Source organism: Mycobacterium timonense, assembly GCF_025821985.1.
Taxonomy (GTDB): Bacteria; Actinomycetota; Actinomycetes; order Mycobacteriales; family Mycobacteriaceae; genus Mycobacterium; species Mycobacterium avium.
This window is the reverse complement of record NZ_JACKSY010000006.1, coordinates 41,003-56,200: the sequence shown is the minus strand read 5'-3', so window position 1 is coordinate 56,200 and position 15,198 is coordinate 41,003. Positions and strand designations below refer to the sequence as shown.

The window sequence follows — 15,198 nt, the reverse complement described above, 5'->3', positions numbered from 1 at the left end:
ACCCCGCGGCACTATTGCGGCGCCGCACCCAACCCTCTAACTCGGCGCGTTCATCCTCGGTCAACACGATCTTCGCGGCATGCGGGGACGGCATCACCTACAATAACAAGAACCCACGAATTAATAACTCAGGACACTAGCGCACCACGACGCTGCTCGGCGTCCGGGGAGAGCCGAGCATGTCCCGATGGGACGGTGGGCGGCGGCCGCCCTCGTCGGTGATGCCGTAGCGCTGCGCGAGTTCCGCCCCGATCAGCGTCTGCCCGCTGAGCTCCGCCAGACCCGGGTCGTCGAACAGCGCATCGATCACATAGCCTGTGAATTCCGGGGTTTCGGCATGCTCGGCGGTCGCGGCCAGCGCGGCCGGATCCGCACCGAAAGCGGCGCGCAGCTTTTCGGTCAGCAGGATGCCCATCCATATCGACACCGTCGCAACCCCGGTGCCCCGGAAATCCACCGCCATGTCCGCGGCCATCTTGTCGACTCCGGCCTTCTGCGCGCCGTACGCGGGACCGTGCATGTAGCACACCGACCCCGGCGACGACGTGAACGCAATCAGCCCGCGTCCGCCCGCAACCAACAGCGGCGCGGCGTACCAGGACGCCACATAAGACGACCGCAATCCCACATCGAGCACATCGGCCAGGTCGAGTGGCTTCTCCCAGAAGGGCTTTGGGCTGACCAAATTGTCGGAGATCGTCGCGGCGTTGTTGACCAGAAGGTCCAGCCGCCCGCTCTCCCGCCGCACACGGTCGAACAGGTCCGACACGGCCGCGTCGTCGCGGTGATCGACGCGGACGGGCACCACACCGGACGGGGCGTCGCCGATGGTGCGGCTCGTCGCGTACACCCGCCAGCCGCGATCTGCCAGCGCGGCCGAGATGCCGCGTCCGGCGCCGCGGCTCGCACCGGTCACCACGGCCACCCGCCTCACACCACTCATGCGGCCAGACTACGTCAGCCGAGGGGGTCGACGATCGCCAATTCTCCTCTGGCGACGGCGGCCTGGATCGACTCCCGCAGCGCGGTACATCCCAGGAACGGCGCCCGGTGATGGCCGGCCAGGCGTTCGGCGTCGCGGCGCTCGATGCAGCGAGTCGAAGCGTCGGCATCCCATTGCACGCTGGTTTGGTTCCAGCTGCTTTTGCGGGCCATGACCCGCGCTCCGCAGTCTTGGCACATCACCGGCGCCATGGGCATGTCGACGAGCCGAACATCCTCGCGCACAGGCATTTTCAGCATCGTCAGGCCCTGGCCGCCAAGTTGGCCTCGACCTCTTTCATCCATGCGGCGTAGGGTCGGGTGGTGTCCAGCTCGAATTCGAAGCGGTCGACCATGTCGGGTTGCACGTCGGCGACGTCGACGTAGAACTGCTGATACCAGCGGCGCAGCTGATACACCGGCCCGTCTTCCTCGACCAGCAGCGGGTTGTCGATGCGCGCCTTGTGCCGCCAGATCTCGACATCCTGCTCGAAGCCGAGCTTGACGAAGTCGCCGAGCGCGATCGCGGTCTGCATGGCCAGGTCGTCGGGCAGCGCATCCGATTTCTTGACGATGATGCCGTATTGCAGCACAAAAGAATTCGCGTCGATCGGGTAGTGACAATTGATCAGCACCGTTTGGTGGTCGGCGTCCTCGTAGTGATAGGTCAGGTCGTCGATCATGAACGACGGTCCCCAATAGGAGGCCACCGAAGTGGTGCCGAGCATCCTCGCGCCCTCACCGCCGATATCGGGGCGCCCGGCGCTGTTCATGTATTGGGTGGCCACGTGGCCTTCGAAGATGTTCTTGAACTGCTTGGGAAGCGACCCGTGGATGTAGAAGAAGTGCGCCATGTCCACGACGTTGTCGATGATCTCGCGGCAATTGCTTTGCACGACAGTGCTATACCAATGCCAGTCGGTCCATTCGTCGCTGCCGGCACCCTCGATGCGCGGGATCGTCACCTCCGGCGGCGGCGGATTGCCCTCCGGGTCGTTCCACACGAACAACATGCCGTCCTGCTGCAGGGTGGTCCAGGCCCGGGTGCGAGCCAGCCGGGGCGCGCGCCGGCTGTAGGGCACCTGCTTGCACCGGCCGTCACCACCCCAGCGCCAATCGTGGAAGGGGCAGGCGATCTCGTTGCCCTTCACCTCACCCCTCGACAGGTCGCCGCCCATGTGCCGGCAATAGCCGTCGAGCACGTTGATGGCGCCGTCGCCGCCGCGGAAGACGACCAGCTTCTGCCCGAAGGCGTTGATCGGGTGCGGCTTGCCGTCACCGAAATCCCGGATCAGGCCCAGGCAATGCCAGCCGCGGGCAAACCGGGTCGGGACGGCCCGGGCCTCGATGAGCCGGACTTCGTCGGTGTCATGCATGCGCACGATTCAACGCAGCCGGACCCGCCCGTGGGGGTGTCTGTTCCACTCATCAGGACGGCTATTCCGGTATCACGGTGCCGCGACATACCGTTTTCGCTGTGACGACGCACAACGCGACGATTCCTGCCGGACTTCCCGTGGCCGACACCGCCGTCGACCTGCTCGTCGTCGGCTCCGGCACCGGCATGGCCGCGGCGCTGGCCGCCCACGAACTGGGGTTGTCGGTGCTGATCGTGGAGAAATCGTCGTACGTGGGCGGCTCCACCGCCCGCTCCGGCGGCGCGCTGTGGCTGCCGGCCAGCCCGGTGCTGGACGAGGCGAACGCCGGCGACACCGCGGAACGCGCCGGCACCTACCTGGATTCGGTGGTCGCGGGTTCGGCGCCGCCGCAGCGGTCGGCGGCGTTCGTCGCGCAGGTGTCCGCGACGGTGGAGATGCTGCGCCGGACCACGCCGCTGCGGCTGTTCTGGGCCCGCGATTACTCCGACTATCACCCGGAGGAGCCGGGCGGCAGCGCGGCCGGGCGCACCTGTGAATGCCGCCCCTTCGACACCTCGCTGCTCGGCGAGTACCGCACCCGGTTGGAGCCCGGCCTGATGGAGGTGACGGTTCCGATGCCGACGACGGGCGCCGATTACCGGTGGATGAACCTGGTGGCCCGGTTGCCGCGCAAGGGAATTCCCGTCTACGCCAAGCGCCTGGCGCAGGGCGTGGGCGGACGCATGCTGGGCCGGCGCTACGCGGCCGGCGGTCAGGGTTTGATGGCCGGGCTGTTCACCGGAGTGCTGCGCGCCGGCATCCCGATCTGGACCGGCACCACCCTGACGCGCCTGACGCGCCGGGGTGAGCGGGTGAGCGGGGCCGTCGTCGAGCACGGCGGGCGCGAGGTGACGATCAGCGCGCGCCGCGGCGTCGTGCTGGCCACCGGCGGCTTCGACCATCGGATGGAGATGCGGTGGAAGTTTCAGTCGGAATCGTTGGGCGCCGACCTGAGTCTGGGCGCCGCCGCCAACACCGGCGACGGGATCCGCGCCGGCCAGGAGATCGGCGCCGCGATCGACCTGATGGATCAGGCGTGGTGGTTCCCCGCGGTGGCGCCGCTGCCCGGCAAGGCGCCCGCGGTGATGCTCGCGGAACGCTCGCTGCCGGGCTGCCTGATCGTGGACCAGCACGGGCGCCGGTTCGTCAACGAGGCAACCGATTACATGTCGTTCGGGCAGCGGCTGCTCGAGTTGGAGCGGTCCGGCAGCCCGGTCGAGTCGATGTGGATCGTCTTCGATCAGCAGTACCGCAACAGTTATGTCTTTGGGGCCGAGCTGTTTCCGCGGATGCGGATCCCGCAGGCGTGGTATGACGCCGGCATCGCCGTGCGGGCCGACAACCTCGCCGAGCTGGGCGCGGGCATCGGCGTGCCGGTGCCGGAGTTCGTCGAGACGATGACCCGGTTCAACCAAAACGCCGCCGCCGGAGAGGATCCCGACTTCGGCCGCGGCCGCAGCGCCTACGACCGCTACTACGGCGACCCGACAATCAAGCCGAACCCCAACCTGCGGCCGTTGGTCGACGGACCGTTCTACGCGGTGCGGATGGTGCTGTCGGATCTGGGCACCTGCGGCGGGCTGAAGACCGACGAGCGCGCGCGGGTGCTGCGCGAGGACGGCGGGCCGATCGCCGGGCTGTACGCCATCGGCAACACCGCCGCCAATGCGTTCGGCACGACGTATCCGGGCGCCGGGGCGACGATCGCGCAGGGGCTGGTGTACGGCTACATCGCCGCCCAGGAGGCGGCGCGCCCGAGCGCCGCTCAGGAGGCGGCGCGCCCGAGCGCCTCGCAGCCCGACTAACCGGCGTCGTCGCTGTCCTCGTCCTCGTCTTCATCCCCGTTCTCCCCGCGTAGGAGTTTTTCGGGGTGGTGGAAGGTGTTGGTGCGGGGTTGGTTTCGGTCTAGGTGGGGTGGTGGGATCCATTCGGTTTCCCCGCGTGCGTTTTTGTGGGTGGTCCAGGCGCCGGGTTGCAGCAGGCGGTGGTGGGGTCCGCAGGCGAAGGTCAGATCGTTGATGTTGGTGGTGTGGCAGGTGGCGTAGTCGGTGCAGTGATGCACTTCGCTGTAGTAGCCGGGCACGGTGCAGCCGGGGGCGGTGCAGCCGCGGTCTTTGGCGTATAACACGATGCGCTGTGCGGGTGAGGCCAGGCGTTTGGTGTGATACAGGGCCAGGACTTTGCCCTGGTCGAAGATGGCCAGGTAGTGGCGGGCGTGCCGGGATAGCCGGATCACATCGCTCATGGGCAGCAGGGTGCCCCCGCCGGTGAGGCCTCGTCCGGCGGCGGCTTCGAGGTCGGCCAGGGTGGTGGTGACGATGATGGAGGCCGGGAGCCCGTTGTGCTGGCCGAGGTTTCCTGAGGCCAGCAGGGCGCGCAGCCCGGCCAGCAGCCCATCGTGGTTGCGCTGGGCCGCCGAGCGGGTGTCCCCCTCGATGGCCTGCTCGGTGGGACTGCCGTCCACGCAGGGGTTTTCATCGAGTGGGTTGCACATGCCGGGTGCGGCGAGTTTGGCCAGCACGGCTTCCAGGGTGGCGCGCAGCTCGGGGGACAGCCAGCCGCGGAGTTCGGACATGCCGTCGGCGTGTTGGTTGCCGAGGGTGAGGCTGCGGCGGCGGGCGCGGTCTTCGTCGCGGTAGAGGCCGTCGGGGTTGAGGCAATCGGCCAGCGTGCCCGCCAGTGCTGCGAGGTGTTCGGGCCGATACCGGGTGCCTTCCCTGGCCAGGTCGGTTTCGGCGCGCTCCCGGGTCGCCTGATCGACCCAGCCGGGCAGCTGGTGGCAGAACTTACGAATGACGGCCACCTGCTCGGGACCCAGCGACCCGGCCCGTTGCGCGGCGGCGGTGGCCGCCAGCAGCGGCGGCAACGGTTCCCCGGTCAGCCCGACGCGGGGGCCCAGGTCGGCGGCGGTGTGCACCCGCCGGGCGGCCTCGGCGCGGCTGATCAGCGTCGCCTCGGCGATCGCATGCGAAAGCCGGCCACCCAACTCCGCCGGGCTGGCGTCGCGCGCGGCTGATCAGCGTCGCCTCGGCGATCGCATGCGAAAGCCGGCCACCCAACTCCGCCGGGCTGGCGTCGCGGGCCAGCGCGTTGATCAGCGGATGCTCGACCGCCGGCAGCCGCCGGCGCAGCCGTTCGCAGCGGTTGAGCAACGCCAACTTCTCACGGGTGGCCAACGCGGCGTAGTCGCAGTCGAGCAGATCGTCCAAGGCAGCATCGATGGCGTCGAACGCCGCCGACACCGCCTCCCGATCACTACTCATAACCGCAAACTAGGCGAGCCCACCGACAAGAATCGCCGCAATGTGACCACAGAAACCAAAGTGACACAAGGGATTTCGCTATGCGTTTTAGTTATCCGGAACGCCACCGGGATGCCGGCCGGGCACTGATTCCGGGCCGCCCCACGCGGGGCGAAACCGGTCGTCAATGCCGAGTACTACTCCGCCTCGCGCTTCGCCTGGACCTGCTTCTCGACCTCACGCCAGTAACCCGGCGTGGGCCGGGGCTTACCGTACCCACCCTTTGCGGCGCGCTGCAGGATGGCGTCGGCCTCGTCGATCTCCTTGATCATCTCCAGCGCGAACTCGCGCTCGGCAGCGTAATACTTTGCCGCCCAGCGCAATGCGAGCACTGAATACGCCCAGGCGGGCTCCGCCTCGGCTCCCTCGGCGTCCTCCATGGCCTTGCGATGCCGGGCCTCGGCGTAGGCCACGTGCTCCTGCAGCAATTCCTTGAGCCGACCGGGATTACTCAGGTGCCCGAACGTAACCCGAAGCAGCACACTGTGTTTGAGCACCGGCGGGTCGACGGGTGCATGGTTGGTCCACTGCGTGACAGCGTCCATGCCGGCCGGGGTGATCTTGTAGAGCCGGCGGCTGCGGGTGCCCTCGTCGCGTTCGACGCGCGATGTCACCAGCCCGAGCGCCTCCAGCTTCTTCAGCTCGGTGTAGATCTGGCTGTAGGACGGGCTCCAGTAGTACAGGTCGACACTCCAGTCGATCCACTTCTTGAGGTCGTAGCCCGAGACCTCCTCCTCGTAGGACATCATGCCCAGCAGCGCCCAGCTGGTGGCGGCCAGCGCCGGCTTCTGGCTGGCAGGGTCCGTTTCGGAGGCCATGTCGCCAGGTTAACAACACCGCCCCTAGATTGGGGGTCATGGACCGCTGGCTGGGACGCCCGTGAAATTCGCCTTTCCCGTTCCGCACCTGATGCGCCTCAAGGCGATTGCGCAGCCCTGGGAAGCGGCCGTCACCGGGCCCGAACAGCGGCGCATGATGCAATGCGCCGACCGGTGGGGCTACGACATGATCGCGGTGCCCGAACACCTCGTCATCCCCGTCGACCAGGTCGAGCTGTCCGGGTCGCATTATCTGCACTCGACCACCGCGCAGGCGTTCATCGCCGGGGCCACCGAGCGGGTGGCCATCAACTCCTGCGTCACCATCCTGCCGCTGCAGCATCCCATCGTGCTGGCCAAAGCGCTGGCCACCGCGGACTGGATGAGCGGCGGCCGGATGATGGTCACCTTCGGCGTGGGATGGCTGGCCCGCGAATTCGAGCTGCTCGACGTGCCGTTCGGGGAACGCGGCCGCATCGCCGACGAATATCTGGCCGCTATCGTCGAGCTGTGGACCAGCGACACACCCCGCTTCGACGGCCGCTATGTGTCGTTCGCCGACATCGCCTTCGAACCGAAACCCGTTCAAAAACCCCACCTTCCGGTCTGGATCGGCGGTGACGCCGACGCCGCGCTGCGCCGGGCGGCCAGGTTCGGCTCCGGGTGGTGGCCGTTTCTGACACCACCCGAGCAGATCGCGGAAAAACTCGACTACATCAAGTCCCAACCCTGTTACGACGGGCGGCGTTTCGAGGTGATGCACGGGCTGGGCACCAACCGGGTCGGCGAAGGACACGTCGCCCGCCGCGACGTGAGGGACCGGCCGGGCATGAGCGCGGGCCAGATCGTCGACCGGCTGGGCTGGCTGGCCGAGCAGGGCGTGACGGTGACCGCGGTGCCCGTGCCCGCCGTCGGCGGCGTGGACGAATACCTTGATTACGCGCAGTGGGTCATCGAAGAGATCAAGCCCCAGCTGGCGTAGGTCAGCGGATCTGCAGTCCGCGCCGGCGCACCCAGGACACGGCCGCGAGGCTGCCGGCGATCCAGACGCTGACGGCGATGGCCAAATGGACCACGCTCTTGGTGTCGCGCCCGAACACCGGCCAGATCAGCGCGGGCAGCTGTTGCCACAACACCCGGTGCTCCACACCGTTCATCGGGTCGGCCACGTAATACAGCGCATACGGCAGCGCCAGGGCCAGCAGCCAGCTGCGGGTGCGGCGCAGATCGGCGCGCTGGCGCCACCGCCGGATCAGCGGCTCGACGCTGACCGGGTGCAGCACCGAGATCAGGTTGCCGACGCCCAGCCACGACACGATCGGAACCGCGACGGTGGGCACCGTAATGGCAAGCCGCGCAGGCGTTTCCAGCCACAGCGTCAACGCCATCGCGGCCGCCAGGGTGGGCAGCCCGACGATCGTGAGCAGGGCCAGGTTCTTGACCAGCAGGATGCGCCCGAACGGCACCCCGTCGGCCAACCCGCGCAGGATGCGGTAGTGATCGGCGCCCAGGAAGTTGGTGGTGGTGACATCGGCGAGCACCCACGACGAGAAGTAGGTGCCCACCAGGATCACCCAGTCGTGATGGCGGCCCAGAGTCAGCGGCTGCACCAGCAGCCAGGCGGCGGCGGCGATCACGTTGGCCACCACACCCATCAGCCAGGTGCGCGGCGGGGTGAACGCCCAGCGGATCTCGGCGCGGACCGCGGGAAGGAGATCCTTCTCGAAGTCCTTGGCGGCGCGCCGCGCCGCGGCGGGACGGGGAGCCGAGGCGCGCACCGCGGCGCGCAGCAGGGCGCCCACCCGGGGAGGTGCCGGCGCCGCGGCCGGCGGACGAACGGATCGGCGCGAAACGATCAACTGGCGTGGCCTCCTCCCTCCTCGGATCGGTCAACGGCGGCCAGCTACGCAGGGCAGGATAACCGCATGAACCGCAAGCGTGTCGTCGTCGCCGGCCTCGGGGACGTCGGCGTCTTGGCGGCGATCCGGTTGTCCCGGCACGCCGACGTCGTCGGGATCTCCGCCAAACCCGCCCTGGTGAGCGGCCAGGAACTCGGGGTCCGGCTGTCCCGCCCGCACGACTGGGCCCGCGATTACTGGATTCCGTTCGACCGGTTCCGGCGCCTGGACGGCGTCCGCACGGTGCAGGCGACGCTCACCAGGGTGGACCTGGCCGCCCGCACCGTATTCGGGCGCGGCGACGACGGCGCACCCGTCGCCGAGCCGTACGACGCGCTGGTCATCTGCACCGGGGTCAGCAACGGCTTCTGGCGACGCCCCACCCTGCAGTCGGCCGCCGAGATCGGCGCGGACCTGCGCGACGCGCACGAGCGGCTGGCCGCCGCCGGGTCGGTGATCGTGGTGGGCGGCGGCGCGGCCGCGGTCAGCAGCGCCCTGAACATGGCGAGGACCTGGCCGGACAAGCGGATCGACCTGTACTTCCCGGGCGAGACCGCCCTGCGCGGGCATCATCCCCGCGCCTGGCGGCGGCTGCATGCCCGGCTGACCCGGCTGGGGGTCGGCGTCCACCCGGGGCATCGCGCCGTGCTACCCGACGGCTTCGCCGGCGACGAGCTCACCAGCCGGCCCGTGCAGTGGAGCACCGGGCAACCGCCGGCCGCGGCCGACGCCGTGCTGTGGGCGATCGGGAGGGTGCGGCCCAATACCGGGTGGCTGCCCGCCGAGCTGCTCGACAAGCGCGGCTTCGTCCGGGTCACCCCGCAGTTGCGGGTGCCCGGGCACCCCGGCGTGTTCGCGGTCGGCGACGTCGCGGCCACCGATCCGCTGCGCAGCTCGGCGCGCAACCGCGGCGACGCGCTGGTGGCGCGCAACGTCGTCGCCGAGTTCACCGGCCGGCCGCTGCGCGGCTTCCGGGCGCCGAGGCGGCGCTGGGGTTCGCTGGTGGGGATCCAGCCCGACGGGCTGGAAGTCTTCTTGCCCAGCGGTCATACCGTGCGCTTCCCGTCCTGGTCGGTGCAACGCGTGGTGATGCCCCTGATCGTGCGGTGGGGCATGTACGGCGGGGTGCGCCGCAACGACCCGCTGGGGCGGGAAACGGCCACTCCCCCAACGCTATGACGTTGGTACACAAAGAGTTTCGCCGATCAGACGCCGTTGAGCAGCAGCATCAGCCCGTAATCCATGTGGATCTGTTGATGGCAGTGCAGCAGCGACAGGCCCGGTTGGTCGGCCACGAAGTCGATCTCCATGCTCTGGTAGCCGCCGAGCATCGCGACGTCCTTGCGCACGCCCGCGGTGGGCGTCCCGGCGAACCGGGTGATTTCGAAGGTGTGCCGATGCAGGTGCATCGGGTGCAGGTCGTCGCTGGCGTTGCGCAACCGCAGCCGGTAACGCCTGCCGCGTTCGACGTCCAGCACGGGTTGGTTGCTGTCCATCGCGAACGGTGTGCCGTTGACCGTCCAGACGTTGAAACCGTTGTCGGCGGCGTTGCGCTTTTCGATCAGCAGGTCGATGGTGTGATCGGGCGGCGCGACCGGCGCCGGGTGCGGGCCGGCGAACAGCCGGTAATCCCAGGTGAACGGCGGCGGGGGCACCCATTGCGGTTCCCCGGCGCGGCCGGCGTATTCGACGACCACGCCCAGCCCGTGCTCGCGGTCGTCGTCGGACAGGTCGCCCAGCACCCACACGCCCGGGTTGGTCATGCTGACCAGCGCCGAGACGCGTTCCCCCGCGCCGAGCCACAGCACCGGCACCGGCGCCCGGTTGGGCACCGGGTTGCCGTCCAGCGCGACGACGGTGAAGGCGTGACCGGGCAGGGCCAAACTGCGGGTTTCGGTGGCGCTGGCGTTGAGGACGTGCAGCAGCACCAGCTGGTCGGTGCGCACCCGGATGGGATCGCCGTGGCCCAGCATGCGTCCATTGATCGCGAAGGCCCGGTAGCCGACCTCGTAGCCGGGTTGCTCGCCGCGGCCGCGCGAGGCCGCCATCGACGACTCGCCCCGCTCCCTCAGATCCGGCTCCTGCGCGCCGGCGAGGAAGTCGACGGCCATGTCGCCGCCTCGGCTCAACGACGGCTCGAATTCCTTGAGCGTCAAGAAGATTTCCTGGTCGAAGGCGCCGGCGTCATCGTCCTTGGACGCGATGTGCACCGGCCCGACCAATCCGCTGTACTGGCCGCGGGACAGATCGGCGCGCGGCACCACATGGGTGTGATAGAAGCGGAAGCCGGCCGGGCCGGGAACGAACGAAATCCTGCGCATGCCGTGCGCGGGCACGTACGGCGTGCCCTCCTCGGCGGCGCCGTCCACGTCGGCACCGATGTGCTGGCCGTGCCAATGCAGTTGCTCGGGGGCGTCGGTGTCGTTGTACACGTCCACCCAGGTGCGCCGGCCCTGCATGAAGCGCAGCAGCGGGCCGGGAAACTGGCCGTTGTAGGTGAGGGTGGACACCACCCGCCCGGGCGCCAATTCGACTGTCCCCGTGGCGATCCGCAGCGTGTAATCGGCCTTACCGTGCGGCGGCCCGGCGCATGCGGCCAGCGCCGCGATGCCACCCCATTTGCAGAAGTCGCGCCGGGTGACCGCCACCATCACCGCCCGGGGCCGCCGCCAGCCGGCGGCAACACGTGGCTCGATTCGCTTGGCGCAGCACGAAATTGCCGGGCGACGCCGCCCAGTGCGGCGGATGGCAGCGGCGCAACGGCGGCTCGGCTGGCTGTCGCCATGCTGTCAAACGATACGTCACACGGGCCGGCCGCGGCGCGGTGCGACCGCCGGGCGCTGCGGATGGTTCCGCGATGGGCCGACGGGGAAGACTGAGCAAATGGCCGATCCCCGAACCGACCCGTTCGAAAAGCTGGTGGCGCTGCTGAACTACCCCATGTTCGTCGTCACCACCCAGTCCGACGGCACCCCGGCCGGCTGCCTGGTGGGGTTCGCCAGCCAGGCCAGCATCCACCCGCCCCGGTTCCTGGTCGGCCTGTCGCGGCGCAACCACACCTTCCGCACCGCGCGCGACGCCACCCACCTGGCCGTGCACGTGTTCGACCACGACCACCTGGACGTGGCGGAGCTGTTCGGCAGCCAGACCAGCGACAAGGTCGACAAGTTCGACCGCTGTTCCTGGCATCCCGGCCCGCACCGCCTGCCCATCCTCGACGACGCCGCCGCATGGTTCGCCGGCGAGATCCTGGATCGTTTCTCGCTGGGCGATCACGTCGGGCACCTGCTCGCCCCCGTCGACGGGAGCCCGCCGCGGCAGCTGGAAAGCTGGGTGTCCTTCGGCGACGTGCGCCACCTGGAACCGGGACACGAGGCGTAAGGGTGAACTCGCCGCCCCGGATCAGCGCCGTGCCCGGCATCATCGAGCTCGCGCCCTTCTATGCCGATCCCCCGGATGGGGTGCGCGCCAACATGATCTTCAGCGCCGACGGCGCCGCCGCGTTCGGCGGCCGCGCCGGCCCGCTGTCCTGCGGCACCGATCAACGGCTGCTGCGCATCCTGCGCGGGCTGGCCGACGTCGTGCTGGTGGGCGCCGGCACCGCCCGGGCCGAGAACTACGGCCCGGTGCGGCTGACCGACGCGGCGCGGGCCCGCCGGCTGCACGAAGGGCGCGCCGCGCCGCCCCCGATCGCCGTGGTGAGCCGCAGCGGCGAGCTGCCCGCCCGGCTGTTCAGCGACCCCGAGCAGCCGCCCATCCTGGTGACCTGCGCACGCACCGCGGCCCGGCCCGACCTCGACGCACAGCACGTGCTGGTGGCCGGCGAGGAGACGGTGGATGTGGCCCGCGCCGTCGCGATGCTGCGCGAGGCCGGCATGCATCGCATCCTGTGCGAGGGTGGCCCCACCCTGCTCGACGAGCTGGTGGAGGCCGACGCGCTCATCGAATTGTGTGTGACGCTGGCCCCCAAGCTGGCCGCCAGCCAGCCGTTGGGCTACCGGGTGCACCCGGCGCGGCTGACCGCCCCGGTCGGCCTGCATCTGGCGCACGCACTGGTCTGCGACGACTATCTGTTCCTGCGGTACCGCCGCTGAGCCGCCGCGCTCGGCATGCAGCCGGCCACGCCTGTTCCTATGATGAAAATGCCCGGCTCGAAACGTGATCGAATCGCCTCCCGCGACATCACCTTTCAGTTGATTCAGTTGACCGCTGCCCAGCGCCCACGCAACCCGTGCCCACAGAAAAGGATCGCCGGCCAGGTGAGCAGTTCAGACCACGACCGCGATTACCGCAACCTGGCGGTGAACCGGCTGCGCCCCAGCGAAATCCAATGGGCGCTCAACCACGACGCCGTGCACGGCATCGCGTATGCGTTCAAGAATCCCGTCGCCGTCGCCGAGGCCACCGAGGATCCCGGTGACGACCGCAAGACCTACCTGATCCGGGTCAAGCGCGACGACCTGGCCAACGCGCTGGACAAGATCAACGAGTGGATTCTGGACAATCCCGGCCCGTCCGGGATGCAGGCCTACGGATTCGTGCGGGCGCTTTCCCGGGAAGGGCTCACCGACCGCGCCATCGGCGACGACGACCCGCGTTGAGCGCCCCACCGAATTAGCTGGCTTTCGCTATTCGCCGTGCCCCGCGGTCGCCGAGACCTTAGCCTTATGCCTGCACGCCACTGCCCGGGCGCCGGCAGCCGGTTTGCGGCGCACGGCTGGCGGACGAGGAGTCGCCGATGCATGACACGAGCGCGGATTCGCGGGAGGGCTCGCAATTCGGGCCGTATCGCCTGCGGCGGTTGGTCGGTCGCGGCGGCATGGGCGACGTCTACGAGGCCGAGGACACCGTCCGCGAACGCATCGTGGCGCTGAAGCTGATGTCGCCGGCCCTGTCCAACGACCCGGTCTTCCGGTCGCGGATGCAGCGTGAGGCGCGCACCGCCGGGCGGCTGCACGAACCGCATGTGGTGCCGATCCACGACTTCGGGGAGATCGACGGCCAGCTCTACGTCGACATGCGGCTGATCGACGACAAGGACCTGGCCGGCAACGGCGTCGAGGACCGCACCGACGGCGAACTCGCCCAACTGGCCAAGACGGTCGGCGCGGGGGCCGACGCGATCGCCTGCATCAAGTCCGGCGACGAGCTCGGCACCGCCAAGACCAAAGCGGCCAACGGCTACTCGACGCTGTCCGGGGTCAACGCCAACTCCACCCCGTTCGTCTGGGACGGCACCAGGGCGGTGAACTATCAGGACCCCAGCTGGCTGATCAAACTCACCGGCTGATCAGTCGACGGGCGCCGAATCCCCCTGGGGCTCAGTGTCTTCGGCGTCGTCCACCGTCAACGGCAGGGCCAGGTCCTCCAGCGGGCGTTGCTCGGCGGCGATGCCGAGCCACAGCTCGACCAGCCCGGCCGCCGCCATCACCACCGCCCCGATCAAAAACGACCACACCACATGGTCGCGCTGGCCCGAGTCGATCAGCTGACCGAACAGCAGCGGGCCGGTGATACCGCCGATCGCCGTGCCCATCGCGTAGAAGAACGCGATAGCCAGCGCCCGGGTCTCCATCGGGAAGATCTCGCTGACCGTCAGGTAGGCCGCGCTGGCGCCCGCCGAGGCCAGGAAGAACGCCACGATCAGCACGCCGATGAAGGCCCACACCCCGCCGGCCTGGGTGAGGAACACCAGCGCCAGCGCCACCACGACGACGGCGGAACCGATGTAGGTCAGCGTGATCATCTGTTTGCGGCCCACCGTGTCGAACAGGTGCCCCAGCAGCAGCGGCCCGGCGAAGTTGCTCAACGCCCACAGCACGAAGAACACCGGCACCATGCCGGAGGGCACCGCGTAGAACTGGCTGAGCAGGGTGCCGAGGTTGAACGTGACGCCGTTGTAGAGGAACGCCTGCCCGATGAACAACGCCAGGCCGAGCACCGCGCGCCGCGGGTAGAGCTTGAAGGCCACCGCGGCGATCTCCCGGAACGAGATCGCGGTGCGCTGACGGATGCGCAGCGCCTTGCCCTGCGGCTCGGGCAGGGGTCGGCCGGTCTGCTGCTGGACCGCCTCCTCGATCTCGCCGACGATGTGCTCGGCTTCCTCCTCGCGGCCGTGGATGAACAGCCAGCGCGGGCTTTCCGGGACGTTGCGTCGGACCAGCAGCACGAAGATGCCGAGGATGGCGCCGATGCCGAAGGCCAGCCGCCAGCCGAGGTCGGCCGCGAAGTTCGAGGTGTCCAGCAGGATCAGGGCGCCGCCGGCGCCGGCCGCCGAACCCAGCCAATAGGTTCCGTTGATCACCAGGTCGACGCGGCCGCGCACCCGCGCCGGGATCAGCTCGTCGATGGCCGAGTTGATGGCGGCGTATTCACCGCCGATGCCGGCGCCGGTGAAGAACCGGGTCAGGAAGAAATACCAGGGGGCGAACGCGAACGCGGTCGCCACGGTGGCGATCAGGTAGAGGGCCAGGGTGAGGATGAACAGGTTCCGCCGCCCGAACCGGTCGGTCAGGTGACCGAAGAACAGCGCACCGGAACACGCTCCGGCGATGTAGATCGCGGCCGCCATGCCGATCTGTGCCGGGTTGAGCGCGATGCCGCTGCCCGGCTCCATGAGCCGCGCCGAGACGTTGCCCACCATGGTGACCTCGAGCCCGTCGAGCACCCACACCCCGCCCAGGCCGATCACCACCCGCCAGTGGAACCGCGACCACGGCAGCCGGTCCAGCCGCGCCGGCACGTGTGTGGTGATGGTGTTGGTCTGCGCGCCGGCGCTCAT

At 69.3% G+C, this 15,198-nt stretch carries 13 protein-coding genes and 2 pseudogenes; 7 read left to right on the top strand and 8 right to left on the bottom strand.

The window, feature by feature from the left end:
• Positions 1-136: 136 nt before the first annotated feature.
• Genes H7I87_RS00765 through H7I87_RS00755 form a run of 3 tightly spaced genes read right to left on the bottom strand, consistent with a single transcriptional unit; the run spans position 137 to position 2,357 of the window.
• Positions 137-943, bottom strand: coding sequence for an SDR family NAD(P)-dependent oxidoreductase (locus H7I87_RS00765; protein WP_031344386.1), 807 nt, complete (start codon positions 941-943; stop codon positions 137-139).
• A 14-nt stretch (positions 944-957) separates the two neighbouring features.
• The gene (locus tag H7I87_RS00760; protein ID WP_023860959.1) at positions 958-1,242 is read right to left on the bottom strand and encodes a hypothetical protein; all 285 of its coding nucleotides are present in this window, start codon (positions 1,240-1,242) and stop codon (positions 958-960) included.
• 2 nt (positions 1,243-1,244) lie between these two features.
• The gene (locus H7I87_RS00755) at positions 1,245-2,357 is read right to left on the bottom strand and encodes a 3-ketosteroid-9-alpha-monooxygenase, oxygenase component (RefSeq protein WP_031344385.1); all 1,113 of its coding nucleotides are present in this window, start codon (positions 2,355-2,357) and stop codon (positions 1,245-1,247) included.
• A gap of 101 nt (positions 2,358-2,458) precedes the next feature.
• Here H7I87_RS00755 and H7I87_RS00750 point away from each other — a divergent pair, with 101 nt between their 5' ends.
• Positions 2,459-4,204, top strand: a complete 1,746-nt coding sequence (locus H7I87_RS00750) for a 3-ketosteroid-delta-1-dehydrogenase (protein WP_023860961.1) — start codon at positions 2,459-2,461, stop codon at positions 4,202-4,204.
• Here the strand turns inward: H7I87_RS00750 and H7I87_RS00745 are convergent.
• Together H7I87_RS00745 and H7I87_RS00740 are read right to left on the bottom strand one after the other, a co-directional pair.
• A pseudogene (locus tag H7I87_RS00745) lies at positions 4,201-5,662 on the bottom strand (HNH endonuclease signature motif containing protein). The gene H7I87_RS00750 and the pseudogene H7I87_RS00745 sit on opposite strands and share 4 nt — an antisense overlap.
• Before the next feature lie 176 nt (positions 5,663-5,838).
• Positions 5,839-6,519 (bottom strand): PadR family transcriptional regulator, encoded by a 681-nt coding sequence (locus H7I87_RS00740; protein ID WP_003876380.1) that lies wholly within the window; start codon positions 6,517-6,519, stop codon positions 5,839-5,841.
• Positions 6,520-6,580: 61 nt separating this feature from the next.
• Between H7I87_RS00740 and H7I87_RS00735 the strand changes: the two genes are divergently transcribed.
• A complete protein-coding gene (locus H7I87_RS00735; RefSeq protein WP_033727012.1) occupies positions 6,581-7,501 on the top strand; it encodes a TIGR03619 family F420-dependent LLM class oxidoreductase in 921 nt (306 codons plus the stop codon).
• 1 nt (position 7,502) lies between these two features.
• Here H7I87_RS00735 and H7I87_RS00730 read toward each other — a convergent pair whose 3' ends face one another.
• Positions 7,503-8,378 (bottom strand): hypothetical protein, encoded by an 876-nt coding sequence (locus H7I87_RS00730; RefSeq protein WP_196243701.1) that lies wholly within the window; start codon positions 8,376-8,378, stop codon positions 7,503-7,505.
• 66 nt (positions 8,379-8,444) lie between these two features.
• On the opposite strand from H7I87_RS00730, the gene H7I87_RS00725 reads away from it, so the two are divergent.
• Positions 8,445-9,596, top strand: coding sequence for an NAD(P)/FAD-dependent oxidoreductase (locus H7I87_RS00725; RefSeq protein ID WP_033727013.1), 1,152 nt, complete (start codon positions 8,445-8,447; stop codon positions 9,594-9,596).
• 26 nt (positions 9,597-9,622) lie between these two features.
• Here the strand turns inward: H7I87_RS00725 and H7I87_RS00720 are convergent, their stop codons facing one another.
• The gene (locus H7I87_RS00720; RefSeq protein WP_023881723.1) at positions 9,623-11,071 is read right to left on the bottom strand and encodes a multicopper oxidase family protein; all 1,449 of its coding nucleotides are present in this window, start codon (positions 11,069-11,071) and stop codon (positions 9,623-9,625) included.
• A 229-nt stretch (positions 11,072-11,300) separates the two neighbouring features.
• Here H7I87_RS00720 and H7I87_RS00715 point away from each other — a divergent pair, with 229 nt between their 5' ends.
• The 4 genes and pseudogenes from H7I87_RS00715 to H7I87_RS00700 form a co-directional block, all read left to right on the top strand.
• Positions 11,301-11,798, top strand: a complete 498-nt coding sequence (locus H7I87_RS00715) for a flavin reductase family protein (RefSeq protein WP_009977188.1) — start codon at positions 11,301-11,303, stop codon at positions 11,796-11,798.
• 2 nt (positions 11,799-11,800) lie between these two features.
• Complete coding sequence (locus H7I87_RS00710) at positions 11,801-12,511, top strand: pyrimidine reductase family protein (protein ID WP_033727014.1); 711 nt, start codon at positions 11,801-11,803, stop codon at positions 12,509-12,511.
• A gap of 165 nt (positions 12,512-12,676) precedes the next feature.
• On the top strand, positions 12,677-13,018 hold the full coding sequence (locus H7I87_RS00705; RefSeq protein ID WP_044089410.1) for a hypothetical protein: 342 nt from the start codon (positions 12,677-12,679) through the stop codon (positions 13,016-13,018).
• Between the two features lie 137 nt (positions 13,019-13,155).
• Positions 13,156-13,468: pseudogene (locus H7I87_RS00700) on the top strand (serine/threonine protein kinase PknE); the annotation flags it as partial.
• 239 nt (positions 13,469-13,707) lie between these two features.
• Here the strand turns inward: H7I87_RS00700 and H7I87_RS00695 are convergent.
• Positions 13,708-15,198 (bottom strand): MFS transporter, encoded by a 1,491-nt coding sequence (locus H7I87_RS00695; RefSeq protein WP_003876371.1) that lies wholly within the window; start codon positions 15,196-15,198, stop codon positions 13,708-13,710.

What these genes read in the sequence shown, in the direction of transcription:
- H7I87_RS00765 (WP_031344386.1), bottom strand. Translation starts at nt 943, where the DNA reads ATGAGTGGTGTGAGGCGGGTGGCCGTGGTGACCGGTGCGAGCCGCGGC.
- H7I87_RS00760 (WP_023860959.1), bottom strand. Translation starts at nt 1,242, where the DNA reads ATGCTGAAAATGCCTGTGCGCGAGGATGTTCGGCTCGTCGACATGCCC.
- H7I87_RS00755 (WP_031344385.1), bottom strand. Translation starts at nt 2,357, where the DNA reads ATGCATGACACCGACGAAGTCCGGCTCATCGAGGCCCGGGCCGTCCCG.
- H7I87_RS00740 (WP_003876380.1), bottom strand. Translation starts at nt 6,519, where the DNA reads ATGGCCTCCGAAACGGACCCTGCCAGCCAGAAGCCGGCGCTGGCCGCC.
- H7I87_RS00725 (WP_033727013.1), top strand. Translation starts at nt 8,445, where the DNA reads ATGAACCGCAAGCGTGTCGTCGTCGCCGGCCTCGGGGACGTCGGCGTC.
- H7I87_RS00715 (WP_009977188.1), top strand. Translation starts at nt 11,301, where the DNA reads ATGGCCGATCCCCGAACCGACCCGTTCGAAAAGCTGGTGGCGCTGCTG.
- H7I87_RS00695 (WP_003876371.1), bottom strand. Translation starts at nt 15,198, where the DNA reads ATGAGCGCCGGCGCGCAGACCAACACCATCACCACACACGTGCCGGCG.